Annotated in this window: 15 protein-coding genes; 9 read left to right on the top strand and 6 right to left on the bottom strand. The window is 64.2% G+C overall.

Annotated elements, in window-relative coordinates; all coding sequences use genetic code 11:
- Nucleotides 1-16: 16 nt before the first annotated feature.
- Complete coding sequence (locus ACT53T_RS16155; protein WP_476161966.1) at nucleotides 17-2,314, bottom strand: arylsulfatase; 2,298 nt, start codon at nucleotides 2,312-2,314, stop codon at nucleotides 17-19.
- A 191-nt stretch (nucleotides 2,315-2,505) separates the two neighbouring features.
- Nucleotides 2,506-5,724, bottom strand: a complete 3,219-nt coding sequence (locus ACT53T_RS16150) for an efflux RND transporter permease subunit (RefSeq protein ID WP_476161965.1) — start codon at nucleotides 5,722-5,724, stop codon at nucleotides 2,506-2,508.
- A 352-nt stretch (nucleotides 5,725-6,076) separates the two neighbouring features.
- On the opposite strand from ACT53T_RS16150, the gene ACT53T_RS16145 reads away from it, so the two are divergent.
- From ACT53T_RS16145 to ACT53T_RS16125, 5 genes are all read left to right on the top strand, one after another.
- Nucleotides 6,077-9,232 (top strand): efflux RND transporter permease subunit, encoded by a 3,156-nt coding sequence (locus ACT53T_RS16145; protein ID WP_476161964.1) that lies wholly within the window; start codon nucleotides 6,077-6,079, stop codon nucleotides 9,230-9,232.
- A gap of 305 nt (nucleotides 9,233-9,537) precedes the next feature.
- Nucleotides 9,538-10,467, top strand: coding sequence for an aliphatic sulfonate ABC transporter substrate-binding protein (locus ACT53T_RS16140; RefSeq protein ID WP_476161963.1), 930 nt, complete (start codon nucleotides 9,538-9,540; stop codon nucleotides 10,465-10,467).
- 12 nt (nucleotides 10,468-10,479) lie between these two features.
- Nucleotides 10,480-11,628, top strand: a complete 1,149-nt coding sequence (gene ssuD / locus ACT53T_RS16135; RefSeq protein ID WP_476161962.1) for an FMNH2-dependent alkanesulfonate monooxygenase — start codon at nucleotides 10,480-10,482, stop codon at nucleotides 11,626-11,628.
- A gap of 8 nt (nucleotides 11,629-11,636) precedes the next feature.
- Nucleotides 11,637-12,494: an ABC transporter permease subunit gene (locus ACT53T_RS16130; RefSeq protein ID WP_476161961.1), complete on the top strand. Its 858-nt coding sequence runs from the start codon at nucleotides 11,637-11,639 to the stop codon at nucleotides 12,492-12,494.
- Nucleotides 12,491-13,279: an ATP-binding cassette domain-containing protein gene (locus tag ACT53T_RS16125; protein WP_476161960.1), complete on the top strand. Its 789-nt coding sequence runs from the start codon at nucleotides 12,491-12,493 to the stop codon at nucleotides 13,277-13,279. The genes ACT53T_RS16130 and ACT53T_RS16125 overlap by 4 nt, the downstream gene beginning before the upstream one ends.
- Before the next feature lie 9 nt (nucleotides 13,280-13,288).
- Here the strand turns inward: ACT53T_RS16125 and ACT53T_RS16120 are convergent, their stop codons facing one another.
- Nucleotides 13,289-14,851 (bottom strand): rhodanese-like domain-containing protein, encoded by a 1,563-nt coding sequence (locus ACT53T_RS16120; RefSeq protein WP_476161959.1) that lies wholly within the window; start codon nucleotides 14,849-14,851, stop codon nucleotides 13,289-13,291.
- A gap of 204 nt (nucleotides 14,852-15,055) precedes the next feature.
- On the opposite strand from ACT53T_RS16120, the gene ACT53T_RS16115 reads away from it, so the two are divergent.
- The 3 genes from ACT53T_RS16115 (at nucleotide 15,056) to ACT53T_RS16105 (ending at nucleotide 21,062) form a co-directional block, all read left to right on the top strand.
- Nucleotides 15,056-17,533: a TonB-dependent receptor gene (locus tag ACT53T_RS16115; protein ID WP_476161958.1), complete on the top strand. Its 2,478-nt coding sequence runs from the start codon at nucleotides 15,056-15,058 to the stop codon at nucleotides 17,531-17,533.
- A gap of 161 nt (nucleotides 17,534-17,694) precedes the next feature.
- Nucleotides 17,695-18,627, top strand: a complete 933-nt coding sequence (locus ACT53T_RS16110; protein WP_476161957.1) for an aliphatic sulfonate ABC transporter substrate-binding protein — start codon at nucleotides 17,695-17,697, stop codon at nucleotides 18,625-18,627.
- Between the two features lie 113 nt (nucleotides 18,628-18,740).
- The gene (locus tag ACT53T_RS16105; protein WP_476161956.1) at nucleotides 18,741-21,062 is read left to right on the top strand and encodes an arylsulfatase; all 2,322 of its coding nucleotides are present in this window, start codon (nucleotides 18,741-18,743) and stop codon (nucleotides 21,060-21,062) included.
- A gap of 10 nt (nucleotides 21,063-21,072) precedes the next feature.
- Here the strand turns inward: ACT53T_RS16105 and ACT53T_RS16100 are convergent, their stop codons facing one another.
- The 3 genes from ACT53T_RS16100 to ACT53T_RS16090 are packed head-to-tail and all read right to left on the bottom strand — an operon-like array spanning nucleotide 21,073 to nucleotide 23,277.
- Nucleotides 21,073-22,995, bottom strand: a complete 1,923-nt coding sequence (locus ACT53T_RS16100) for a cytochrome c3 family protein (protein WP_476161955.1) — start codon at nucleotides 22,993-22,995, stop codon at nucleotides 21,073-21,075.
- 37 nt (nucleotides 22,996-23,032) lie between these two features.
- Entirely contained in the window at nucleotides 23,033-23,155 is a 123-nt protein-coding gene (locus ACT53T_RS16095; protein WP_476161954.1) for a hypothetical protein, read from the bottom strand.
- Nucleotides 23,152-23,277, bottom strand: coding sequence for a hypothetical protein (locus ACT53T_RS16090; protein WP_476161989.1), 126 nt, complete (start codon nucleotides 23,275-23,277; stop codon nucleotides 23,152-23,154). The genes ACT53T_RS16095 and ACT53T_RS16090 overlap by 4 nt, the downstream gene beginning before the upstream one ends.
- Nucleotides 23,278-23,677: 400 nt before the next feature.
- Here ACT53T_RS16090 and ACT53T_RS16085 point away from each other — a divergent pair, with 400 nt between their 5' ends.
- The gene (locus ACT53T_RS16085) at nucleotides 23,678-24,790 is read left to right on the top strand and encodes an RHE_PE00001 family protein (RefSeq protein ID WP_476161953.1); all 1,113 of its coding nucleotides are present in this window, start codon (nucleotides 23,678-23,680) and stop codon (nucleotides 24,788-24,790) included.
- Nucleotides 24,791-24,796: the final 6 nt, after the last annotated feature.

Here is a 24,796-nt window from a genome sequence, read left to right as displayed (position 1 = left end):
AGCACGGAACATCGCACTATTTTTTCAGGTCGATCTCCACTTTTTCCACTCGTCCCGTAAAGGCGAAGGGCGAGGCGTAATCGGGCGACACCGGCGAGCCGAGATCCTTGCCTATGTCCAAGGTCTCCGTACCGATGCTTCGAAATCCGCCGAACAAGCTCAAATGGCCGCTCGCGACCTCCTCGCCATTGACGGCCAATCTCGCTCTGCCTGGCCGCGCCTTTGCGACGAGCGCCGAGGACAGAAGGCCTTTGGCCGCTTCGGTCAGCGAAAAATCGACGTCGAACTCATAGACGATCGTGACCTTGCCGCGCGGCAGAGGCTTCGATGCGACGAGCTTCTCCAGCGTCTGACCAAACAGATTGTTCTGATAGACGAGCTTGCCGTCCTTGACGTAGAGGGAATAGCCGCCGTGTCGGCCGCCCTCGGCGACGATCACGCCTTCCACTCCGCCGTCCTCATTGTCGATCGCCGCGGTGATCTTATGGCTGCGCGCGCCAATGTCGGGAAGAATACGCGTGGGCAGGCGCTCGACGCCCTCGTAGAGCACGAAATGCGTCTTGCCGGCGGCAGGCGAGGGAAATGTGTCGGGATCCGGGATCGGCACGAGCGGAAAGACAGCGTTGCGGCGCGCCTCGCGGTCGAATTCCGCTTTCAGCTCGGCGAGCTTTTTTGGGTTTTTCTCGGCGAGATCGTGAGCCTCCGAAAAATCCTCGTCGACGTGATAGAGTTCCCATTTGTCGTTTTCGAAGCCGCCGCGGAACAGCCGCGCCAGATTGGTGAAGGCCTCCCAGGGGGCATAGCGCCGCGCTCCGGCGACCCAGCCATCCTTATAGATCGCGCGATTGCCGAAAATCTCGAAATATTGCTCGCGATGCGCGCTCTTGGCCGAAGGATCCGCGAAGCTCGGCAGCAGGCTCGCGCCTTCCAGCGGCAATTGCGCGACGCCATCGACCTTTTCTGGAAAAGTGACGCCGGCGGCCGCGTAAATGGTCGGCGCGATGTCGTTGACATGGCCGAACTGGCTGCGGATCGCCTGCGTCTCGGCGACATGGCCCGGCCATGACACGACGAGAGGATTGCGCGTGCCGCCGAAGTGCGAGGCGATCTGCTTCATCCATTGAAAGGGCGTGGTGGTGGCCCAGGACCAGCCGGCGGCGTAGTGATTGTCGTAGAGCGGGCTGCCGAGATCCGCGAAATGCTGCAATTGAAAAGCGACCTCGGTATTGGAGCCCTGCAGAGTGCCGAGATTGCTGTCCGAGCCGTTCAAGCCGCCCTCCGCGCTCCCGCCATTGTCGCCGACGATGTAGAAGACCAGCGTATCCTCGGCGCGGCCTTCGTCGCCCAAAGCCTTCAGCAGACGTCCGACCTCGTGATCTGTATGGGAGAGAAAGGCCGAATAGACTTCCATCTGCCGCGCGAAAAGCCGGCTTTGATCCGCGGTCAGCGACTCCCAAGCTGGCAGTCCCTCGGGACGCGGCGTCAATTCGGCGCCTGCCGGAATGACGCCGAGCGCCTTCTGGCGGGCGAAGCTCTCCTCGCGAAGCCTGTCCCAGCCCTGGTCGAACCGGCCTTTGTATTTGTCGATCCACTCTTTCGGCACATGGTGCGGCGCGTGGGTCGCGCCGGTCGCGAAATAGAGAAAGAACGGCTTGTCCGGCGCGACCGCCTCGTGATTGTGCAGCCATTTGATCGCATCGTCGACGAGATCGGTGGTCAGATGATAGCCTTGCTCGGGCTTTTTCGTCGGCTCGACGGCGACCGTGCCGCGATAGAGCTGCGGCTCCCATTGACTGGTCTCGCCGGCCTGAAAGCCATAAAAATATTCGAAGCCCAATCCGGTCGGCCAATGGTCGAACGGCCCGACCGGCGAAATTTCCCACAGCGGCGTGTTGTGCCATTTTCCAAAAGCCGCGGTGCTGTATCCATTGAGGCGCAGCACTCGGGCGATCGAGGCGGTCTCGCTCTTCCAGACAGAATTATAAGCAGGATAGCCCGTGGCGATATCCGCGAGATTTCCGAACCCGACCTGATGCTGATTGCGGCCGGTGAGCAGCGAGGCGCGCGTCGGCGAGCAGAGCGCCGTGGTGTGGAACTGGTTGTAGCGCAGGCCGTGCGCCGCGAGCCTGTCCAGCTCCGGCGTCTGCGCCGCGCCGCCGAAGGTCGAGGAGGCGGAAAATCCGACGTCGTCGAGCAGGATCACAATGACATTCGGCGCGCCTTTGCGCGGCTGAACCGGCCGCGGAAAGGCGGGAACCGATTTTTCGCGCGTCTCGGCGACGACGCCCGAGAAAGGCGCATCCGGCTTCGGCAAAACCTCCGCGCGACTGTTCGCCGGCATCGAGGCGAGGCCGAAAAGGAGGGAGCTGACAAATGGGATCGATCTCCGCATGGCGCGCCTCCGAACAATCATCACCAGCAAATTGGTCGTATTTATGGTAATATGTCAATGATGACGGCCGGCGCGCAGGCGCGGCCGATTCCTGACGACATGCGCGAGTTTCATCACGAGCGCTCGTCGAGCCGTATCTCTCGGGAAATGCGTTCGGCGCCTCGTCGCATCGACGAGAGCCGGCTCTGCAGCCGATCGATGTAGAGATAGATGACAGGCGTCGTATAGAGGGTCAGGAATTGGCTGACGATCAGCCCGCCTATGACCGCGATGCCGAGCGGCCTGCGAATCTCCGATCCTTCCCCGGTTCCGAAAGCCAAGGGCAGGGCGCTCAGCAGCGCGACGACCGTGGTCATCAGAATCGGCCGGAACCGGCAGGCGCAGGCCTGTCGTATGGCCTCTGCGGCGCCGGCTCCGGTGCGACGTTTCACATCGACCGCGAAGTCCACGAGCATGATCGCATTCTTCTTCACAATTCCGATCAGCAGCAGCACGCCGATCATGGCCACTATGCTCAAATCTGTCTTGCAGGCCATGAGAGCGAGGAGGGCGCCGACGCCGGCCGACGGCGCCGTCGACAAAATCGTGATCGGATATAAAAAGCTCTCATAGAGAATTCCGAGCACGATATAGACCGTGGTGAGCGCCGCCGCGATCAGCAGAGGCTGATTGGAGAGGGCGTCCTGATAGCTCGCCGCCGTGCCTGCGAAAACGCCATGAATTGCCGCGGGCGTTCCGATCGCCTCCATCGTCTCCGTGATCGCGCGCGTCGCATCGCTGAGCGATTTGCCTTCCGAGAGGTTGAAGGAGATGGTGATCGCGGCAAAATTGCCCTGATGATTGACTTGCAGCGGCGTCTTGCCGCCGGCGAGCCGGCTGAACGCCGGCAAAGGCACCATCGTATCGGCGCTCCCATTCACCGCAGTTCCGACCGCATCATTGCTGCGAACAGTATAGACCTGCGCCGCCGCGCCGAGCGAGCTTCCTCTGAGCGTCGCGCTCGCGCCCAGATAGAGCTCGTCGAGCGCATGGACCGAATCGCGATATTGCGGCGCCACCTCCATGACGACATGATATTGGTTGAGCGGCTCGTATATGGTGGACACCTGTCTTTGACCGAAGGCGTCGTAGAGCGTGTTGTCGATCTGCGCGGAGGTGAGCTTGAAGCGCGACGCCGTGGAGCGAACGACATGGACGCTGGTCTGCAATCCCTTGTCCTGCTGATCCGAGCTGACGTCCTGCAGCACGGGATTTCGGCGCAGCGCCTCGGTCACCTTCGGCGCCCAGCTCTGGAGCTCGTCCAAATCGTCTGATTGCAAGGTGAACTGATAGAGAGCATTGCTCGGACGTCCGCCGATGCGCACGTCTTGCGTCGATTGGAGATAAAGGGTCGCGCCGCTGAGCTTGGCGAGCTTCGGACGCAGCCTCGCGATGATCTCGTCCGCCGAGACGCCGCGTTCCCGCAGCGGCTTCAATGTGACCTGCATGTCGGCGACATTCACCGAGCCGCTGGGGCCATAAGAGCTTCCGCCGATCGTTCCAGCGACCGTCTCGATCGCCGGATCGTTCCTCAGAACAGCGATGAACTGCTCGAGCTTCGTCCTCATGAGCGAAAAGGAGACGCTCTGGTCGGCGACCAGGGCTCCGCTCATGCGGCCGGTGTCCTGCGTCGGAAAAAAGCCTTTTGGAATGATCGTCAGGAGATGAAAGTTGAGCCCGACCGTCGCCAGCAGCGCGAGCATCGTCAGGCGCGGTCGGCGAAGCGCGAATTCGAGAGAATGCTCATAGCCCCTTTGCAGCGCCGCCAAAATCCATTCGCTGACGCGTAGCATTCGAGAGGACGATCGGGGGGAGTGCGCGCGCATGAGCTGCGCGCATAGCATGGGCGTCGCCGTGACCGAAAGAGCGAGCGAGATGAGGATCGCGACCGACAGGGTGACGGCGAACTCGTGCAACATGCGGCCGACGAAGCCGCCCATGAACAGGATGGGGATGAACACTGCGATCAGCGACAGGCTCATGGACAGCACGGTCGACATGACTTCGCGGCTTCCGTCGATGACGGCGCGCAACCGTGTCGCTCCCGACTCCATGTGACGAACGACATTCTCGACGACGACGATCGCGTCATCGACAATAAAGCCCGTGGCGATCGTCAACGCCATGAGCGAGAGATTGTCGAGCGTGTAGTCGAGCAAATACATCGCCCCGAACGAGCCGATCAGCGAGACGATGACCGATATTCCCGGGACGAGGGTGGCGCGCCAATCGCGCAGGAAGAGAAACACCACAAATATCACCAGCGCGACCGCGATGACGAGGCTCTGCTCGACCTCGTGCAGCGATGTGCGTATCGTCAATGTTCGATCGCGCATGACGCGCATCTCGGCTCCGGCGGGCAGCGCGGCGTTGAGCGCGGGCAGCAGGGCCCTGATCGCATCGACGATCTCGATATTGTTCGCGCCCGGCGCACGGGAGACATTCACCTGAATTCCCGGCTCGTCGTTGACGAGCCCGAAGCTGCGGCTGTCCTCGACCGAATCGACGACCTCCGCCAAATCGCTCAACCGTATCGTCGCGCCGCTGCGATATGCGACCACGAGACCCGTATAATCATCGGCGCGACGCTGCTGATCGTTGCAGTAGATTTGCAGACGCCGCTCATCGACCGTCACCGCCCCTTTTGGAGCGTTGTAATTGGTCGCGGCGAGCGCAGCGCGAACGTCTTCCAGCGAAATTCCATATTTGAAGAGCGCGTGCGGATTGAGCTCGACGCGAACCGCCGGAAGCGCGCCGCCGCTCACCGAGACTTGGCTGACGCCCGGAACCTGCGCGAGCTTTTGCTGCAATATGTTGGACGCGGCGTCGAACAGCTGGCCCTGTGTGAGCCGGCTCGACGTGAGCGACAGCGTCAGGACCGGCACATCTGCGGGACCTGTCGCCCGGGTCGTCGGATTATTGCGCAGCGATGTCGGAAGATCCGCGCGAGCGGCGGCGATCGCCGCCTGAACGTCGCGTTGCGCGCCATTGATGTCGCGATCGAGATCGAGCTGCAGTGAAATTCTCGCCGAGCCGAGCGAGCTCGTCGACGTCATCTCATTGACGCTCGCGATCTTGCCTAGGTGCTTCTCGAGCGGCGTCGCGACCGAGGCCGCCATGGTCTGCGGACTGGCGCCGGGCATGGAAGCGACGACCGTGATCATCGGATAGTCGATTTGTGGAACAGGAGCCACCGGCAGAAGGAAAAACGCCACGGCTCCAATCAGGGTGAGTCCAGCCATGAGCAAAGTTGTCGCGACAGGACGCGCGACCGCGGTTTCGAGCAGACTCATGAAACCCAGGCTCCGCTTTTCTCCTACGCGCGCGGCTATGCTTCCGCGGCCGGCGCGACCGCTCGTCCCAGCGGGCAGCCGGAGAGGGCGCGATGCGACGTCTTTTCCTATCATCTAGATATTATATTGTGACGCGCCCGTCGAGCCCACCCGTCGAAGCCGCCAGCGGGGGAGGGGGAGGGGCAGGAAACGTCCGCCGCTCGACGCAGACCTTCTCTCGAATGCCGAGCGGCTTTATCCATCTCGGCGAGCCGCCCGATCTGCGCGCGCCCAGCTTGTAATCATATTAACTTGATAGTATATATAGATACTCCCGCGGGCGCGACGCCCTCGCCTCGTAACCCGCGCTCACATGAACTTCTCGGCTCCCTTCATACACCGTCCAGTCGCGACGACGCTGCTCGCAGCGGCGCTTTTTCTCATGGGCGCTATCGGCTACGCATTTCTTCCTGTCGCCAGCCTGCCGGCGGTCGACATGCCGGTGATCGGCGTCGGCGCCTTTCGGCCGGGCGCCGACCCTTCTACGATGGCCGCCTCGGTCGCGGCGCCCTTGGAGCGTCGACTGGCCACGATTTCCGGCCTCACCGAGCTCACTTCGTCGAGTTCGCCCAGCTCGACGCAGATCACGCTGCAATTCGACATGAATCGAAACATCGACGCCGCGGCGCGCGACGTTCAGGCGGCGCTCAACGCCGCAGCGACCGACCTGCCCACCGATCTCTCGGCTTTGCCGTCGTTCCGCAAATCCAATGCGGCCGCCTCGCCCATTCTCATCCTCGCGCTCACGTCGGACAATTTGCCGACGACGTCCCTCTACGACGTCGCCGATACGGTGATCGCGCAAAGAATATCTCAAGTTCCCGGCGTCGCAGAAGTCAAGGTCGCCGGCGCGGAGCAGCCGGCGATCCGTGTGCAGATCGACCCCGCGCGCCTCGCGACGATGGGACTGGGCGTCGATGCGGTCGCGAGCGCCATCCTCTCCGCCAATGTTCGGTCGCCTCTCGGGGCTTTCGATGGAGCGACGACGGCGACGACGCTCGGAGCGAGCGACGAATTGTCGAGCCCCGAGGAATTTCGTAACATCGTCCTGCGTGCGCAAAATGGCGCCATCGTGCGGCTGAGCGATGTCGCGACTGTCGAACGCGGCACGCGAAGCCGGACGACAGCGGGCTGGTTCAACGGCAAGCCCGCGGTCTTGCTCGTCATCACCAAGCAGGCCAACGCCAATGTTGTGCAAGTCGCGGATCGCGTCAAAGCATTGCTGCCGGAGCTCGAGAGATGGATTCCGGCTGGAGTTTCCATCGCCATTCAATCGGACCGCACCGTCTCCATTCGCTCGAGCGTGAGGGACGTCCAGCATACGCTGGCTTTGTCGGTCGCGCTCGTCATGCTCGTGGTCTTCGTCTTTCTGAAACGCGCGACGCCCGTTGTCGCCGCTGGCGTCACTGTTCCCCTGTCGCTCGTGGGAACCGGCGCGGCCATGTGGCTCGCAGGATTTTCTCTCGACAATATTTCGTTGATGGCGCTGACGATTTCGGTCGGCTTCGTCGTCGACGACGCAATCGTGATGATCGAGAATATCGCGAGCTGCTCGGAGAAGGGATTGAGCCGGCTGGAGGCGGCGCTCGCGGGAGCGCGGCAGATCGGCTTCACCGTGATCGCCATCAGCCTCTCGCTGGTCACGGTCTTCATCCCGCTGAAGTTTCTGGACGGTCCGACCGGACGCGTTTTGGCAGAATTCGCATTCACGCTGAGCTTTGCGATCGCGATATCGACCGTCGTCTCATTGACGGTCACGCCTATGGTCTGCGCCTGGTTTCCCGGCGGGCGACATGCTCGGCCCTCGGAAGGCCGCGAGAGCGACGGGCTCCTCGCGCGAACGGAAGCCTTCTATCTCGAGAGCTTGAGGTCGATCATCGCGCATCCCTGGCTCGGACCGGCGGCCGTCGCCGTCAGCATCGCCGCGACGATCTATCTCTACGGCGTCATCCCCAAGGGAAATCTGCCGCCGGACGACACAGGGCTGATCAATGCGACGACGGAGGTCTCCGCCGACACGTCATTCGTCGAAATGGCGCGGCTGCAGAAGCTCGTGGCCGAGATCGTGGCCTCCGATCCAGATGTCGTCGCTGTCGGCTCGTCGATCGGCGGCTCCTCTGGCCTCACCTCGTCGACCAATCAGGGCAGGATGTACATCAGCCTGAAGCCGGCGGGCGAGCGCATCGTCACGACTTTCGACGTGATCGCGCGGTTGAGGCGGCAAATGGCGGACGTCACCGGAATCGGCGTCTTCATGGTCCCGGCGCAGGACATGAGAGTCGGCGGCCGGCAGAGCAAAGGCCAATATCAATTCACCCTCTGGGACTCGTCCGTCGACGAATTGAACGAATGGACTCCGAAAGTTCTGCAGCGGCTCCGCGCGCTTCCGCAGATCGTCGACGTTTCGACGGATAGGCAATCCGGCGCGTTGAAGAGCGACATAATCATCGATCGCGTCGCGGCGTCGCGGCTCGGCGTCTCGATTTCCGCGATCGACGCGGCGCTCAACAGCTATTTCGGCCAGAGGCAGGACAATCTGATCTATACGCAGCGCAATCAGTATCGCGTGATCATGGAGGCGCTCCCCGCGCGGCAACGTGATCCGAGCGACCTCTCGCAGATTTATGTCTCGGGCGCGAATGGAACGCAGACGCCGCTCACCGCTGTCGCGCGAATAGAGAGGGGCTCGACGCCTCTGGTCGTGAACCACCAAGGCGTCGTTCCGGCGGTCACGATCTCCTATAATATCGCGCCGGGGCATACGCTCGATGCGGCGACGGCGGCGGTGCGACGCGCCGCCGACGAAATGCAGCTCCCCAACGGGCTGAGAGCGGATTTCGCCGGCGACGCCGCCGATTTTCGCAAGGTCGCGGACGGCATGGCCAAGCTCATTCTGCTGTCGCTATTGTGCGTCTATATCATACTGGGCGTTCTCTATGAGAGCGTCATACATCCGATCACGATCATATCGACCTTGCCGTCCGCCGGCCTCGGAGCGCTGCTGGCGCTACGAGCTTTCGATATCGAATTCACCGTCATCGCCTTCATCGGCATTCTGCTGCTGATCGGCGTCGTCAAAAAGAACGGCATCATGCTGGTCGACTTCGCGCTGCAGGCCGAGCGAGAGAAGATGCTCAGCCATGAGGAGGCCGTGCTGCTCGCCGCAAAGGAGCGCCTGCGCCCGATTCTCATGACGACCTTCGCAGCCATGCTCGGCGCGCTGCCGCTCGCCATGGCCACGGGCATAGGCGCGGAAATGCGCCGCCCGCTCGGAGTGACGATCGTCGGAGGTCTGGCGCTCAGCCAATTGCTGACGCTCTACACGACTCCGATCATCTATCTTCTCATGAGCCGGCTCCAAAGAAAGCGCGAGCGCGTCTTTCCGGCGCTCGGACGCGTCGGCTCGACGAACGCGGGCGTCGCCGCTGCTCGCCTCGAGGCTCCGCAGCACAGAACCGCGAGAGGCTGACCCCGGGAACCGCCGTTCGGCTCGCGCTCGCGAAGGAAACGAACAGCGGCGTTTTGGATGCGCCGCGGCATTCGGACCGGCGCGTTGCGCTCGACGCAGATAGTTGATAAAATCGATACATTAATGGCTGTGCGGCGGTATCTCGTAGCGGCCGCCGAGGAGAACCGCATGCTCGCATCGCAAGATCGCCGCGACCAGCCGCATCGGCCGCCGCTTCCAGGAACAGATCTCCGCGCGTGTGGCGTCGAAGGGCTTTCTCGGTCGTCGCCATGAAACAGTCGAGCGTCGATCGCCGGACAATTCTCTTGCTCGCGGCCGCAGCGATCTCGGCGAGCTCTCTTCACGCGGCGACGGACGAAAAGCCGAAGCAGCTGGTGATCGGCTATCAGAAATTCGGCGTGCTTCTGGTCGCCAAAGCGCAGAGGCTGTTGGAGAAGCGCTTCGAGCCGAACGGCGTGACGATCAAATGGGTCGAATTCCCCTTCGGCCCTCCGATGCTGGAGGCGCTCGGCGCCGGCGCCATCGATTATGGCTTCACGGGCGACGCGCCGCCCATTTTCGCGCAAGCGGCCCACGGACGGCTGACCTATGTGGCGGCTATTCCGGCGAACGCCTATGGCCAGGGCGTCGTCACGCCGCGTCATTCGGCCATCGCAGGCGTCGCCGATTTGAAAGGAAAAAGGATCGGCGTCGCCAAAGGCTCGAGCGCGCATAATCTGCTGGTCTCGACGCTCGAGAGCGCAAATCTGGTCTTTGACGACGTCACGCCCGTCTATCTCGCGCCTGCCGACGCAGCCGCGGCCTTCACCCGTGGCGCGATCGACGCGTGGTCGATCTGGGACCCCTATCTCGCCATCGCCGAGCTGAACGCCGGCGCGCGCCAGCTCGAGATCGACGCCACCGCGGCTGCTCAGAGCAGCTTCTTTCTCGCCAACGCCGATTTCTCGGCGCGATATCCCGCCCTCGTCGACGAGATCAACGACGAGATCGCGAAAGCCGCCGCTTGGGCGGCCGCGCATCGCGCCGAGGTCGCGGAACTCTACGCCGCGGCGAGCGGCGTTCCGCTCGCCGCGCAACGCAAATCGGTCGATCGAGCCGAATTCGCGCTGGTCTCGCTCGACGACGCCATCATCGCCGAGCAGCAACGAGTGGCGGATCGCTTCTTGCGTCTCGGGCTGATCCCCGCGCGCCTCGACATTCGCGATATCGTCTGGAAGCACAAGCCCGCCGGCTGAAAGAAGCGCAGCATGACCGACCGACCGCTCGATATGTTCTGGTTCATTCCCGTCAGCGGAGACGGCTCCTATCTCGGCTCGGACAAAGGCATTCGCTATGCCGAGTTCGACTATATGAAGGAGATTGCGCAAGCCGCCGACCGCCTGGGATTCGCAGGCGCGCTTCTGCCTGTCGGCAGCCATTGCGAGGATCCGTGGATCACCGCCGCCGCGCTCGCGCCGCATACCAAGCGGCTGCGCTTCCTCGCGGCCTTGCGTCCGGGGCTCGCGACGCCCACCCATTGGGCGCGCCAGACGGCGGCGCTCGATCGCATCAGCGAGGGACGCTTTCTCGTGAATGTCGTCTCTGGCGGAGATCCGGTGGAGCTCGCCGGCGACGGGATTTTTCTCTCCCATGATGCGCGCTATGCCCATGCCGCCGAATTTCTCACTGTCTTTCGCAGGCTGCTCGCCGGCGAGACGGTCGATTTCGTCGGCGAGCATATTCGTGTCGAAGGCGCGCGGCTGCTGTTTCCCACCGTGCAGAGCCCGCTGCCGATCTGGTTCGGCGGCTCGTCGGACGCAGGGCTCGAGGTCGCCGGCGAGCATGCCGACGTCTATCTGACCTGGGGCGAGCCGCCGGCCCAGCTCGCCGAGAAGATCGCTGCGGCGAGAAAACGCGCTGCGCTGCGTGGGCGCAAGCTGAAGTTCGGCCTGCGCATTCATATCATCGTGCGTGAGACGGAGCGCGAGGCGTGGGACGCCGCCGACCGGCTCATCACGCATCTCTCGGACGATGCGATCGCCGCGGCACAGCGCAAATTCGCGCTCGAATCGGACTCCATCGGCCAAAAGCGGATGAGCGCTCTGCATGGCGGCCGCCGCGATCGACTCGAGATCGCGCCAAATCTCTGGGCCGGCGTCGGCCTCGTGCGACGCGGCGCCGGCACCGCGCTGGTCGGCGATCCCGAGACGGTCGCCGCGCGCTTGCGAGAGTATCAGGCGCTCGGAATCGATACGGTGATCGCCTCCGGCTATCCGCATCTCGAGGAGGCCTATAAGGTCGCCGAGCTGCTGTTCCCTGCGCTCGGCATTGAAAGCGGCCGCAAATGGTCGCATGGAACCGCGGTCGGAGAATATGGCGTCGGCTCCGGCGCTTCGCCGCGCGCCGCCGCAGAGTAGAGCGTGCGATGACACATTCGCAGGACGCCTCGATTCTCTCCAGCCGCGCTCCGCGAGGCGGAACCTCACAGCGCCTTTCCTGGCGGGCGATTCTCGAATCGAGAGCCGCGGCATGGATCGTTCCTCTGTCGATCGTCGCCCTCTGGCAGGCTGTCTGCGTCATGGGGCTCACGTCGTCGACGCTGCTGCCTTCGCCCATGGCCGTCCTCGACGCCGCGTGGCGACTGACGCTCACGGGCGAGCTGCCGCGCAATCTCGGCGTGAGCTTCCTGCGTGCGATCGGGGGCCTCGCGATCGGCGGAGCGATCGGCTTCTTTTTCGGCTTGGCGAATGGCGTGTCCAAGATCAGCGAGGTCCTCGCCGACTCCACATTGCAGATGGCGCGCAATATTCCGCATCTGGCGCTGATCCCGATCGTCATCCTCTGGCTCGGCATCGACGAGGAGGCCAAGCTCTTCCTCGTCTCGATCGGCGTCTTCTTCCCGATTTACGTCAACACGCTGCATGGCGTTCGCTCGATCGATCCGCAACTCCTGGAAATGGCGCGCAGCTATGGCATGCCGAGCCACGAGCTGTTCCGACGTGTCGTGCTGCCCGGCGCATTGCCGTCGATATTCGTCGGGCTTCGCTATGCGCTCGGCGTCATGTGGCTGACGCTGATCGTCGCCGAGACGATCGCAGCGCAATCAGGGCTCGGCTACATGGCCATGCAGGCGCGCGAATTCATGCAGGTCGATATCGTCGTGCTGTCGATCACGATCTACGCTCTGCTCGGCAAATTCGCAGATTCCGTCGCCCGCATTCTCGAGCGCTCCTGTCTTGCCTGGCACCCCGCATTTCAGAGCGGTCGAGGAGATCGGCCATGACGCTCGGTAAGCTCGCGCATGAGGCGAGGCCCTGCGCCGGAGCGCCGCTGCGCGTGCGCAATCTCGACAAATCCTTCGGCTCCAAGCGCATTTTGAGCAATCTCGAGCTCGACGCGCCCGCCGGTCAGTTCCTGGCGATCGTCGGACGCAGCGGCTGCGGAAAGAGCACGCTGCTGCGTCTGATCGCCGGCCTCGACGAGAAGACCCGCGGGACCATAGCATTCGGAGAGCCTCTGGTCGCGCAAGCGCGCGACATTGTCCGCGTGATGTTTCAGGAGCCGCGTCTCCTGCCTTGGGCGCGCGTGTTCGCCAATGTCGAGGTCGGTCTCGGCGAGCGCCGAGGCAGCGCGGATGGCCGGGCGCAAGCCCTCGAGGCGCTGCGCTCGGTCGGGCTCGAGGATCGCGCCGAGGATTGGCCGTCGACGCTCTCCGGCGGCCAGAAGCAGCGCGTCGCCTTCGCGCGCGCGCTCGTCAGCCGGCCGCGCCTGCTGGCCTTCGACGAGCCGCTCGGCGCGCTCGACGCTCTCACCCGCATCGAGATGCAGCGCCTGCTGGAATCCGCGTGGTTGCGCGACGGCTTCACGGCTCTGCTGGTGACGCATGACGTCGCCGAGGCCGTCACGCTCGCCGATCGCATCGTGATCATAGAGAATGGCGCGGTCTCGCGGGACATAGCCGTCGATCTGCCGCGTCCTCGCCGTCGCGGCGCGGTCGAGGTCGCGGAACTCGAGGAGCAGATATTGGATCATCTGCTCGGAGACGCGGCCGGGCGCGCCGCCGAGTGACGAGCGCAGCTATCGCACGACATGAAAATTGGCGACGCCGTCATTGGCGAGTTGCGCGACGAGCTGCAGCTCCCAATCGATATAGGCCTGCATCGCATCGCGTGAATTGTCGACGCCTTCATAGGGGCGCTTGTAGCTGTCGTCCGGCTCGCTGAGCCATTGCGGATTCTCCGCCGTGACCGCGCCGAATGCCTGCGTTCCGCCGGCCAGCGCGACCGCGCCGCGCGCCACGCTCCGCGCCCGCGCGAGATTGTCCAGCGCGGTCTCTCCATCGGGCGAGACCAGCACGACCTGCTCGTCACGCGGCAGCGTCGAAAGATCGCGCTCGAGATGCGCGGCGGCGGCCCAAAAAGCGCCCCGAATATGGCCCGCGCGATAGACGGGGCTGCGCGAGAGATCGACAATGACGAAATGGTCGCGGCGAGCCGCGAGCTCCTCCGGCGAGATCGTCGAGCCCGGCGCGACGATGATCGGCGGACGAGCCCGCGGGGAGGGGCCGACATCCGTCGCCGCGACCGCATCCGGCGCGAGCACGGCCGTCTCCCAGCCGAGCTGCGTCAGCCATGAAGCCGTAGAGAGCGCGCGCGCTTCGAGATCGTCATACAGGATGATCTTCGCGCCGCGCACGGCGACCCATTCATCCGTGGCCTGAACGAGCTGACCGCCGGGCGCGGAACGAAAGCCGGACGCATGGCCCGCCGCATATTCCTCCGGCGAGCGCACATCGAGCAGATAGAGCGTGCGCCTTTCACGCTCGGCGAGCGCGGCCTGAAAGCCGGCGGCGTCCAGCGTGGCGACGCCGAGGCGCGCTGCGCGAGCGCGCGTTCCGGCGAGCGCGCGAGCATGCGCCTCTCGGCTGATCGACGGGAAGCGCCGCTCCTGTCCGCGGTCGAGCGCCAGCCCGTCGAGAGTCCAGCCGATCGTGCCGTTGCGGAGCGCGGCGACGCGATTGGGGACAGCGGCGTCGATGAGGCTCTGCGTCCCGATGATCGAGCGCGTGCGTCCAGCGCAATTGACGATGACCAGCGTGTCCGGCGACGGCGCAATATCGAAGACGCGCAAGGCGAGCTCGGCGCCCGGCGCGCTCACCGCCGTCGGAATGCTCATGGTGCGATATTCCTCGTAGCGGCGCGCGTCGAGCACCACGGCGTCGGCGCCGTCGCGAATGAGCCGATCGACCTCGCGCGCCGACAATGACGGCGTATGGCGAATGGATTCGACCAGCTCGCCGAAAGCCTTCGACACTACATTGACGTCGCGGAACAGCTCGCCGACCTCGCGATAGGCGGAAAGCCCTCCTTCGAGAAGGGCGACATCGCGATAGCCGACGTCGACGAGACGGCGCGCAGCGCGCTCCGCGGCTCCCTCGCCATCGTCATAGACGACGATCTTCGCCGACAGGCGCGGGGCGAGCTCATAGGCTTTCGCCTCGATCTCGGCGAAGGGCAGCGAGACGGCGAAGAACGGATGCGTGCGCGAAAAAGGTCCTTCCTCACGCGCGTCGAACAGCGCGACCTCCTCGCCCGCCCGCCAGAGCGCGCGAAGCGCGCGCGCCGAAATCTGCTCCACCATGGGCCAGAACTCCCTATCGATTCAGTAGGCGTTACGCCCGCCACGCCGGCGATGGGCCGACAGTGGGGACACCGCCGTTCGGCCCTTGTGTCTTCTATCGACGTTTCCGCCGCGCATGCAAGGCGCCGCCGCGCGAGCTTGACCGTTTGGGCGCCATCAGTATATTCACTTAAATCACATCGATTTAATGTAATGATGAATTGCATGCGCGTCGCCCCGGGAAGCTTGGACAAGCGGCGCCGCTTCGGCGCTCGAGCGCCACGAGCCGCGCTGCTCGCGGGGGTCGCGTGTCTTTCTCTCGATATCGCCCTCGCGCAGGACGCTCAGGTCGACGATGTGCGTGTGACCGGCGCGCGTGACGGAACGCAACGCCAGGAGCAGGCGACCAAGCAGCCTCGGCCGATCGTCGTCGTGACCTCCAAGACCGCCGAGCGGGAACATCTCGATCGATTGACCGATCTCGCGCAAAAGGTCCCGAACTACAGAGTCGACGGCAGCCATCCGAGACGTCCGGCGACGATCCGGGGCGTCGGGCTCGGCGCCGGAACCGGCGATGGATCGGAGTCGGACACGGGCTTCGTCGTCGATAATGTGTTCTGGAAGAATTTCGGCTTCCAGTGGGGCGATTTCGTCGATCTGGAATCCTTCGAGATCGGCCTCGGCCCGCAGGGAACCGCCTTCGGCAAGAACACCACGGTCGGCAATATCGTCCTCCGCACGCAATTGCCCTCTTTCGAGCGCAAGGCGAGCTTCGAGACGTCTTTCGCCAATTACAATCGCATCATCGAGAAGCTGAACGTCACCGGGCCGATCATCGACGACAAGCTCGCCTATCGCGTCGCATTCTATCTCGACAAGAGCGACGGCTGGATTCGTGATCAAGTCACCGGCGCCGGCTATCGCAACGACAATCGCTGGGGCGTGCGCGGGCAATTATATTATGTCGGCGACAGCGTGACCGACCGTTTGATCTTCAATTATGGACGCTCTGCCGAATACAGCAATATCGGTGCCTGCAGCAGCACGGTTTGCGCTTTCGGCGACTCGTTCCAGCTTTTCGCCAATGGCACGCTGCCCGCGCGCACCTATTCACAGACTCTGGCGCAAAGGCTCGGGCGGCCGGTTCTCACCTTCGATCCATTCAAGCCCTATTTCACCCGCACACCGACCTTCTACGCCCAGCAGCACAATGTCTCGAACGAGGCGAATATTCAGCTCGGCGAGAACACGCTGAGCCTGATTTCCGCCTATGGCCATTTCCGCTTGCAGCCGCGCGTGCCGCTCGGCAATCAGGAGCTCTCAATCACCGGCGGACGCGTCGACAGCTATGTCGATCAATTCTCTCAGGAGATCAGGCTCGCATCGCCAAAGGAGCAGGCGCTCGAATGGACGACGGGCGTCTATTCCATGTATGAATATGTCTGGAACCATAATCTGACCGAATTCGGCTCCGACGCCGCGGCTTGGTTCGGCGCGCCGGCTCTGCTCAACGGCCTCCAGAACAATCGCGACGGCAAGGCGCGGACCTTCCATGTCGCGGCCTATGGTCAGGCGACCTATCATGTCGACGAGCAATTGGCGCTGACCTTCGGTCTGCGCGACAGCTACGAGATCAAGGAAGGCTCCAATTTCGGCTGGGAGCAGATCTATCCCAATCAATATTCCCTCGCGCAACAAACGGCGGCGATCCGATCTGGCGGCGGCCAGGGCTTCTTCGACACGGGCGGCGTGAGCAAAACGCTCAACTCGCTGACGGGCGTCTTCAATCCGCAATACAGGATCGACGAGCACATATTGATCTTCGGGCTCGTCGGGCGCGGCGAGAAGGCGGGCGCCGTCAATACGGCCGCGCAGCCGATCCTCGACGGCCAGAACAATTTCAAAGGTTGGCAGCCGGTGATCACCAAGCCGGAGGTCTCATGGGATTATGAGATCGGCGCGAAGACGACATGGCTCGACGGCGCGCTCGTGGCCAATATCAATTTTTATTGGAACGATATTTATAATTTCCAGACCAATCTGACCGACACCTCCTACAAGGACAGTCTCGGCCAGCCGATCCGCACCACTTATCTCGGAACGGCCAATCATGTGCAGTTGCGAGGGGTCGAGATCGACGGCCGCTGGACGACTCCGCTCGAGGGTCTCTCGTTCAACTATTCCGGCGCGCGCACCGACGCCCGCTGGCTCGACTTCGCCAATGCGGCGACGCCCGCAGATTGGCTGTGGTCGACGCCGACCAACCCGCCTGCGGGCTTTCTTTCCGCTCCGCTCACACTGTCGCGGTCAAATTCTCGATGGGAGCTCGTCCCGCTCTGGTCTTTCAACGTCGGCGTGAATTACGAACGGCCATTGGGACCGCTCTTCCGCGATCTCGGCGAATGGGCGGACCGATCGGTCACGGGCTTCTTCTACGCGAACGCCGCATGGCAGGACAAAGTCCAGCTGACCGATCCCCACGCCGTGTTTCAATATTGGACATCGCCCTATACGCGAACGAATCTCGGTTTCGGCCTGAAAACGGACGACGAACGCTACGCTTTGTCCGTCTGGGTGAAGAATTTGTTCGACAATCGGCCCTTCACCGCCTGGGCGCCGGGCAATGCGACGACGCCGGCGACCATCGGCTGGCCCAATGATCCCCGCGCATTCGGCGGAACCATGCTGGTCAAGCTGTACTGACCAACGCCTCGCGACAAGGTCCCGCAGAAGCCTACTCGGTCACTAGAACTGATAGGCTTGTTGCGATAGGGTCGAAACGCGGCGGCGACCCGCCGAAGCGATCGGAGCGGACGTTCATGGCGAGAGGATTTTGGAATTCTGCGGCGGCGGCGGCGTTCGCGATGATCGCGACATTGATTCTCGCCTCCATCGGAGGGCGTCCAGCCCTCGCGGCGGAAGAGGTTCTGCGTATCGGCTACCAAAAATCCTCCTCGCTTCTCATCCTTCTCAAAGGGCAGGGCGCTCTCGAGAAAGCCTTGGCGCCCTTGGGCGTGAAAGTGGCTTGGCATGAATTCAGCTCCGGCCTGCCGCTTCTGGAAGGCGTCAACGTCGGCAGCATAGATTTGTCGGCGGACGTCGCCGAGCCCGTCCCACTCTTCGCCCAGGCGGCGAACGCCAAATTGACCTATCTCGCGCAGGAAAAGCCATCGCCGACAGGCCAGGCGATTGTCGTGCGCAAGGACTCGCCGATCAAGACGCTCGCCGATCTCAAAGGCAAGAAAATCGGCTTCGCCAAAGCGGCCGGCGTCCACTACCTCACTCTGCAAGCCTTGGAGAAGGCCGGCGTGAAGCTGAAGGAGACCGAGATCGTCTATCTTCAGCCCGCCGACGGACGCGTGGCGTTCGAGCGAGGCGCGATAGACGCATGGGCGATTTGGGATCCTTTTCTGGCGGCGCTGCAGAAAAGCGTCGAGGTGAGAGTGCTCGCCGACGGCGGCGCGGCCGATGTGAGCTATCGGCGCTTCTATCTGACGTCGACGAAATATGCGCTGAGCCGCCCCGACGTATTGAAGATCGTCGTCGATGAGCTCCGCAAGGCCGGGGAGTGGGTCAAGGCGCGCCCGAAGGAAGCCGCCGAGCGTCTGGCCCCGCTGGTCGGGCTGGACGCGGCGACATTGGAGCTCGCCAATAGCCGGCGCAGCTATGCGGTCGCTCTGGTGGACGAAGACGCGCTCGCCGAGCAGCAGAAAATCTCGGACGCATTCACCGAAGCGCAGCTTCTTCCCCGAAGGCTGGACGTGCGCGGCAACGACGTCTGGAAAGGCGCCCGTTGAACGCGATCCGGGGGCTTCCCGCGGTCGGTCTCCCGCCGATTTTCCTATTTCCGCCCGTTCGAGACGCATCGCGCTCGGACAATCGTCAGGCTCGTCGAATCCGCGGGATCCCAATGCGCATCGCTTCATTCGCCGCCACTGGCGCAGCTCTCGCTCTGTCGCTCGGCGTCCGGGCCGAGGAGGTCCTGCCCAAGGCCGAGCCGGCCCCCGCCGTGATCGTCGATCCGTCGCGCGACGCTGCGCCGCCCGCCTGGCCGCAGCCGGTCGTAGCCAAGGCCGGCGCGCCCAATGTCGTCCTGGTGCTGCTGGACGACGCCGGCTTCGGCGCCACATCCACTTTCGGCGGACCCGCGAAGACGCCGGAGCTGGATCGGCTGGCGGCGCGCGGCCTCAAATACAACGCCTTCCATGTGAGCGCTCTATGCTCGCCGACGCGCGCCGCGCTGCTGTCGGGCCGCACCGATCATCAGATCGGCTTCGGCTCCGTGGCCGATGGCGCGACCGGCTACCCCGGCTACAATGCGCATTGGCCGCGGAGCGCCGCCAGCCTCGCCCGCGTCTTGCGCGACAATGGCTATAGCACAGCGGCCTTCGGCAAATGGCACAACACGCCTTATGACGAAATCTCGCCGGTCGGCCCTTTCGATCGATGGCCGACGGGCTTGGGCTTCGAATATTTCTATGGGTTTCTGGCCGGCTATGACAGCCAATATGCGCCGCGGCTCTATCGCAACACGACGCCGGCCGATCCGCCCCGCGCCGGCGAGCCGGGCTATCATCTCACCACCGATCTCGTCGACGACGCCGTCAAATGGGTCCATGCACATGAGGCCGTGGCGCCCGCCAAGCCTTTCCTGCTCTATTTCGCGCCCGGCGCCACCCATTGGCCGCATCAGGTCCCCAAAGAATGGATCGCCGAATATGCCGGCGCCTTCGACAAGGGATGGGACAGACTGCGCGAGGAGACCTTCGCGCGGCAGAAGGCTCTCGGCGTCATACCCGCCAATGCAGAGCTCACGCCACGCCCCGCCGAGCTGCCGGCCTGGGATACGCTCTCGGGAGACCAAAAAAAGCTGTTCGCCCGGCAGATGGAGGTCTACGCCGCCTTCATGGAGCAGACCGACTTCGAGATCGGCCGTCTGCTGAAGAGCCTGGAGAAGGACGGAATCGCCGACAACACGCTGGTGCTCTACATCGCAGGCGACAATGGCGGCTCGGGCGAAGGCGGCGTCGACGGCCGCGACGTCATAGCGGTCGACGGGACGGCCCCTTCGGCCGCGGATCGGCTGAAGCGCGCCGACGAGCTGGGCGAGGAGATTTTCGACAATCATTACGCCGCCGCCTGGGCCTGGGCGAGTTCGACTCCCTTCCAATGGACGAAGCAGGTCGCCTCGCATCTCGGCGGCACGCGCGATCCGCTCATCGTCTCCTGGCCGGCGAAGATCAAGGCGCGTGGCGAATTGCGCACGCAGTTCCAGCACATCACCGATATCGCGCCGACCATCTACGAGCTGGCGGGCGTGACGCCGCCCGACAAGGTGGACGGCGTGGCGCAAACGCCGCTCGAGGGAAAGAGCTTCGCGGCGAGCTTCTACGACGCGAAGGCGCCGAGCAGCCATGGGCGGCAAGTGTTCGAGACCTCCGGCAATCGCGCCATCTATCAGGACGGCTGGTGGGCCGGAGCGCGCCATGTCGCGCCCTGGTCGGCGACGCGCGGCGCCGATCTCGCGATCGGCCAGCATCCTTGGGAGCTCTACGATCTGCGCGCGGATTTCTCGCAGGCGCATGATCTCGCCGCGGAGAAGCCCGAGAAAGTGAAGGAGCTGGCGGCTCTGTTCGACAGCGAGGCCGCGCGCACGCAAATCTACCCCTTGCTGCCGGCGCGCGGCAATCTGCCGTCACCCGCCGATGGCCGCGTTGTCTTCGATTATCGCCCCGGCGCCGACCATATTCCGCAACGCATCGGGCCGAAATTCAACCGGCGCGCCCATTCGATTCTGGCCGAGGTGACTCTGCCGGCCGAGCCGGCAGGCGTGATTTTCGCCGACGGCGGCGATTACGGCGGCTTTTCGATCTATGTGAAGGACGGCAAGCTCGTCTATCTCGCCAAGGCCTGGGGCAATGTCGCAGGAAAAATCGTCTCGACCGGGAAGCTGCCGGTGGGCGCGGCGCGGATCGGCGTGGAATTCATCCCCGACGCCGCCAAGCCGCCGCCGGTGCGCACCTCGTTCGAGCCGCGCGTGGTCTTCGCCGGAAAGATCATCCTCAGCGTCAATGGCGCGAAGGTCGCGGAAGGGCGGATCGAAAATCTCCAGCTCTCCTATAATGAAACACTCGACGTGGGCCTCGATTCCGGCGCGCCCGTCAGCCCCGATTACGCCGCGCCCTTCGCCTTCAACGGCCAGATCGACAAAGTTCACGTGGAGCTGAAATAGCCGCCCAGGATCAGCGCGCCAGCAAGCGGCTCAACTCCGTGAAGCGCGCGTCCGTGGGCCACAGCTGCGCCGCCGTCTCGACCTGCGCGCTCGCCTCCGCGAGGCGCTTTTGCCGCACGAGCCACAAAGCCAGCGCATAATGGGCGTCGGCGTCGGCCGGCGCTGCGGCCAGCGCCTTGCGCAGCGGCGCCTCGGCCTCCGCATCGCGGCCTGTGGCGCGCAGCAGATCGGCGAGATTCAGCCAAGCCGGGACATAGCTCGCGTCGATTCGGGTCGCGCGCTGGAATTCTTTCTCCGCCTCTCCAATCTCGCCGCGCTCGGCGGCCAAGGCGCCGAGATTGAGATGGCTTTCGGAACGATCCTCGGCGAGCCTCTCGGCCGCGCGCCATTCCTCCAGCGCCGGATGATCGACGAGCGGCGTCAGCCGCGCGGCCTCGATGCGCACCGCCCGCACGGGATCTTCGCGCAAAGGTCCGGCGAGCTTCTCGCGAAGCGTTTCGTCATAAGGGGCGAGCGCGCGCAGCGCGCCGAGGCGCAGCAGAGGGGAGGGCGCATGGAGTTCCGGCGTCAGCCTCTCCAGCGCGACGGCGCCGGGCTCGCCCGCGAGAGCGGCGAAGCGCGCCGCGCGGGCGATCTCGGAGAGCGCCTCCTCCGGCGCCTGTCGCGCCGCGCCCCAATCCTTCAGCCTCTCGGCCGCCCAATCGGCGCTCTTATCGGCATGGCAGGCGTTGCAGGCGTTGGGCGCGCCGAGCCGCGCGCTCGCCGCCGGACGCGGGATGCGGAAGGAGTGATCGCGCCGGATGTGAATCTGCATATAGATCCGCTGCGGCATATGGCAGGCGACGCATCGAGCCGCCGGCGAGCCCTCGGCGTGACGATGGTGCCGCGGCTGATCGAAAGTCGCTTGCGAATGACATTGGGCGCACAGAGCATTGCCCTCGGCGCGCAACGCGGCGCCATGCGGCTCGTGGCAATCGACGCAAGTCACGCCGGCGCCATGCATGCGGCTCTGCTGGAAGGAGCCCCATTCGAAGACCTCGTCCTCGATCTGGCCATCGGCGAAATAGAGCCCCGGCTCCAGCAGCTCCGGCATGAAAACGTCGAGAAAGGCCGCGCCGGGGCCCGCCGGGGCAATCGGCCGCCGCCGCGAATGACAGGGCGCGCAAATCTCCTCCGAGGGATTTTTTCGCGCCTCGCCCTTCCAATGACGAATCCCGCGCGCGTCGAAATCGCCCCAGGAGCCCACGGCCGTCTCGCCGGAAACGATCAGCCCCGCGCCAGCGCCGGCTTTGGCTCGCTCGACATGGCGCGAGCCGGGTCCATGGCACGCCTCACAGGCGACATTCTGCTCCCGCCAGCGGGTCTCGTAGCTGTCCGTCTCCGGGCGGTAGTTCTTGACGACCCCGGTCGAATGGCAATCCGCGCACATGAAGTTCCAATTCTGCGCCCGCGCGGTCCAATGCAGCGGATCGCCGGGCGCGATGCGCTCGCCCGGATAGAGGTCGAACCATCTCTGCCCGCCCTCCGATCTCGGCCGCGAATCCCATGCGATCGAAAAAGCCTGCAGCCGCCCGCCGGGCAGGCTCAGGAGATATTGCTGCAGCGGCGCGACGCCGAATGTCGCGGCGACGGCGAATTCTCGCTCCTCGCCGTCCCGGCCTTCGGCGCGAATGAAATAATCTTTCCCACGCTGAAAAAATCGGGGATCGGCGCCGGAGAAGTCGCCGAGAACCGTTCCGGCCGTCGGCGACGCCATGCTCTTCGCGTGATGCGATTTGCTCCAGGCTTCGGCCTGCGTCGCATGGCAGCCGGCGCAGACGATCGCGCCGACATATTCGGGCTCCACATTCGGCTGCGCGCGCAACGATACGAGCAGGAGGACAGCCGAGCCCGCAGCGACAGCGGCCAGCACGAAACGACGAATTCCCTTCATGCGACAATCATAAACGTACCGCTGGCGTCGAGCCGACTCATATCCTCGAGATCGCAGCCGCTCCCGGCATCGACGCCGAGGCGGCGTCCCAGCGCTCGAGCGAGCCATAAATGACGAGCCGGCCGAGAGGCGCGAGCGCCTTCAGGCCCTCCTTCGTCATGGCGCCGCCGCTTCGATGATCCCCGCTGCTTCGGCGCCCAATATGCTCGGGAGCGGCGGCGTCACCGCGTCGCGATTTTGCCCCATCGCCGTCTCGGCGAAGTTCACGCCCGAGGCCCTCACTCGGATCAATATCTCCCCCGGGCCGACTTGTGGGGACGGACGCGTCGACCAGCTCCAAAGCCTCGGGGCCGCCGAAGGCGTTCAGCTGCACGACTCTCATCGTCATTCTCCTATCCGTCGTCGCGAGCCTCGACGGGCTCTCCGACACCAGTGCTTCTTCAGACGGGGGATTCGCGCCATTTAGACGCTTTGACGGACGACAGAGAAGTTCGTCATATACTGACCTGGAGGTAAGCATGGCGTCGGTGATGAAGAACCTTCCGCCCTTGCCCGCGGAGCATCGGTTGCCGGCGCAGCCGTCCAGCGCATGACGGATTCGATTCGATCATCGACTCCCGCGAGGGACGCTCTCATGCCAAAGTGTCTCCCGATAAAGTGTCTCGATTCGCATGGAATTAAGATGGGACCGGGTCTGCCTGCCGCTGTTTCATTCGAGCGTCTGCAAGCGCCCTTCGAGAGCGCGTCCGACGCCGTCGCGCGTTTCGACGAGCGGCTCCGTTCCAGCCCCGTCGCCGAGGCGTTCGTTCTTCGCGCGCATTTCCACGACGCTTGCGCCGCCTTGTGGCGCATCGGCGAATTCGTGCAGCTCGAAGATCTCGTGCTTCATGACGCCGGAGCGGATGTGCGCACGCCGACGCATGAGCTCGTGCGCGCCCATGCCGTGCTGCTGACGCGGCGTCGCATAGCCGATCGCGAGCCCGCCTGGGCGTTGACGAGCGATGGCCTCGCCAGCCTGCGTGGCGCAGGGAGCCCCCAAAGCGCGGCGAGCGCGCCGACCAATGGCTCGCGCGCCATGGACGAAGTGGACGGAGAGCCGGATGACGAAGAGGGCGAGACGTTCGGCGCAGGAGAATTCGACGAGATCGATGAATTGCTGACGCGAACGTCACGCGTGATAGAGCGAGCCCAACCGGCTCCGCTGAAGCGGGACGACTCCGGCTTGGTCTATGACGAAGATTGGGACCAGGAGGCCCGTATCGCGGAATGGCGCGAGCGTCTGGACGGAGCCCGCAATCTTCCGCCCTTGATGGCCGCATGCGTCGCGCTCGACGCATGGGAAGAGATCGAGCCTTTGCAGCACAGCGCTTGGCTCGGCCCTTTGCTCGCCGCCGCCTCGCTTCGCTCCCGGGGAAAGACCCGGCACTATCTCCCGGCGCTGCATTCGGGCTTTCGACAGGCCAAATATCGCCGAGTCGGCCGAGACGATTTCGAATCTCGATTGATCGCATTGGCCTGCGCGATCGAATCGATGGCGAAAGCGGACTCGAAGGAGCTCGACAGATTGACGCTCGCCCGCGAGCTTCTGCTCAGAAAGTGCAAGGACCGAAGAACGAATTCGAGATTGTCGCAGCTCGTCGATTTCTGTCTGGCGTCGCCTGTCGTCACCGTCCCTCTCGCCGCCAAGGAGCTGCGAATCTCTCAGCAAGCCGCGACCACGATGATCGGCGAGCTCTCGTCGAACCTTCGCGAGCTGACCGGACGCGGGCGATACCGGGCTTGGGCGGTCATCTGAGGAATG

It is taken from the genome of Methylosinus sp. DMC45, assembly GCF_056313885.1.
Note: the sequence above shows the minus strand (reverse complement) of the source record. Positions and strands in the feature narration are given on the sequence as shown.

Excerpts from the sequence above, each read along its gene's own strand:
- ACT53T_RS16150 (WP_476161965.1), bottom strand. The coding sequence starts at position 5,724 with ATGAGTCTGCTCGAAACCGCGGTCGCGCGTCCTGTCGCGACAACTTTG.
- ACT53T_RS16145 (WP_476161964.1), top strand. The coding sequence starts at position 6,077 with ATGAACTTCTCGGCTCCCTTCATACACCGTCCAGTCGCGACGACGCTG.
- ssuD (WP_476161962.1), top strand. The coding sequence starts at position 10,480 with ATGACCGACCGACCGCTCGATATGTTCTGGTTCATTCCCGTCAGCGGA.
- ACT53T_RS16130 (WP_476161961.1), top strand. The coding sequence starts at position 11,637 with ATGACACATTCGCAGGACGCCTCGATTCTCTCCAGCCGCGCTCCGCGA.
- ACT53T_RS16125 (WP_476161960.1), top strand. The coding sequence starts at position 12,491 with ATGACGCTCGGTAAGCTCGCGCATGAGGCGAGGCCCTGCGCCGGAGCG.
- ACT53T_RS16120 (WP_476161959.1), bottom strand. The coding sequence starts at position 14,851 with ATGGTGGAGCAGATTTCGGCGCGCGCGCTTCGCGCGCTCTGGCGGGCG.
- ACT53T_RS16115 (WP_476161958.1), top strand. The coding sequence starts at position 15,056 with ATGCGCGTCGCCCCGGGAAGCTTGGACAAGCGGCGCCGCTTCGGCGCT.
- ACT53T_RS16110 (WP_476161957.1), top strand. The coding sequence starts at position 17,695 with ATGATCGCGACATTGATTCTCGCCTCCATCGGAGGGCGTCCAGCCCTC.
- ACT53T_RS16105 (WP_476161956.1), top strand. The coding sequence starts at position 18,741 with ATGCGCATCGCTTCATTCGCCGCCACTGGCGCAGCTCTCGCTCTGTCG.
- ACT53T_RS16100 (WP_476161955.1), bottom strand. The coding sequence starts at position 22,995 with ATGAAGGGAATTCGTCGTTTCGTGCTGGCCGCTGTCGCTGCGGGCTCG.
- ACT53T_RS16095 (WP_476161954.1), bottom strand. The coding sequence starts at position 23,155 with ATGACGAAGGAGGGCCTGAAGGCGCTCGCGCCTCTCGGCCGGCTCGTC.
- ACT53T_RS16085 (WP_476161953.1), top strand. The coding sequence starts at position 23,678 with ATGGGACCGGGTCTGCCTGCCGCTGTTTCATTCGAGCGTCTGCAAGCG.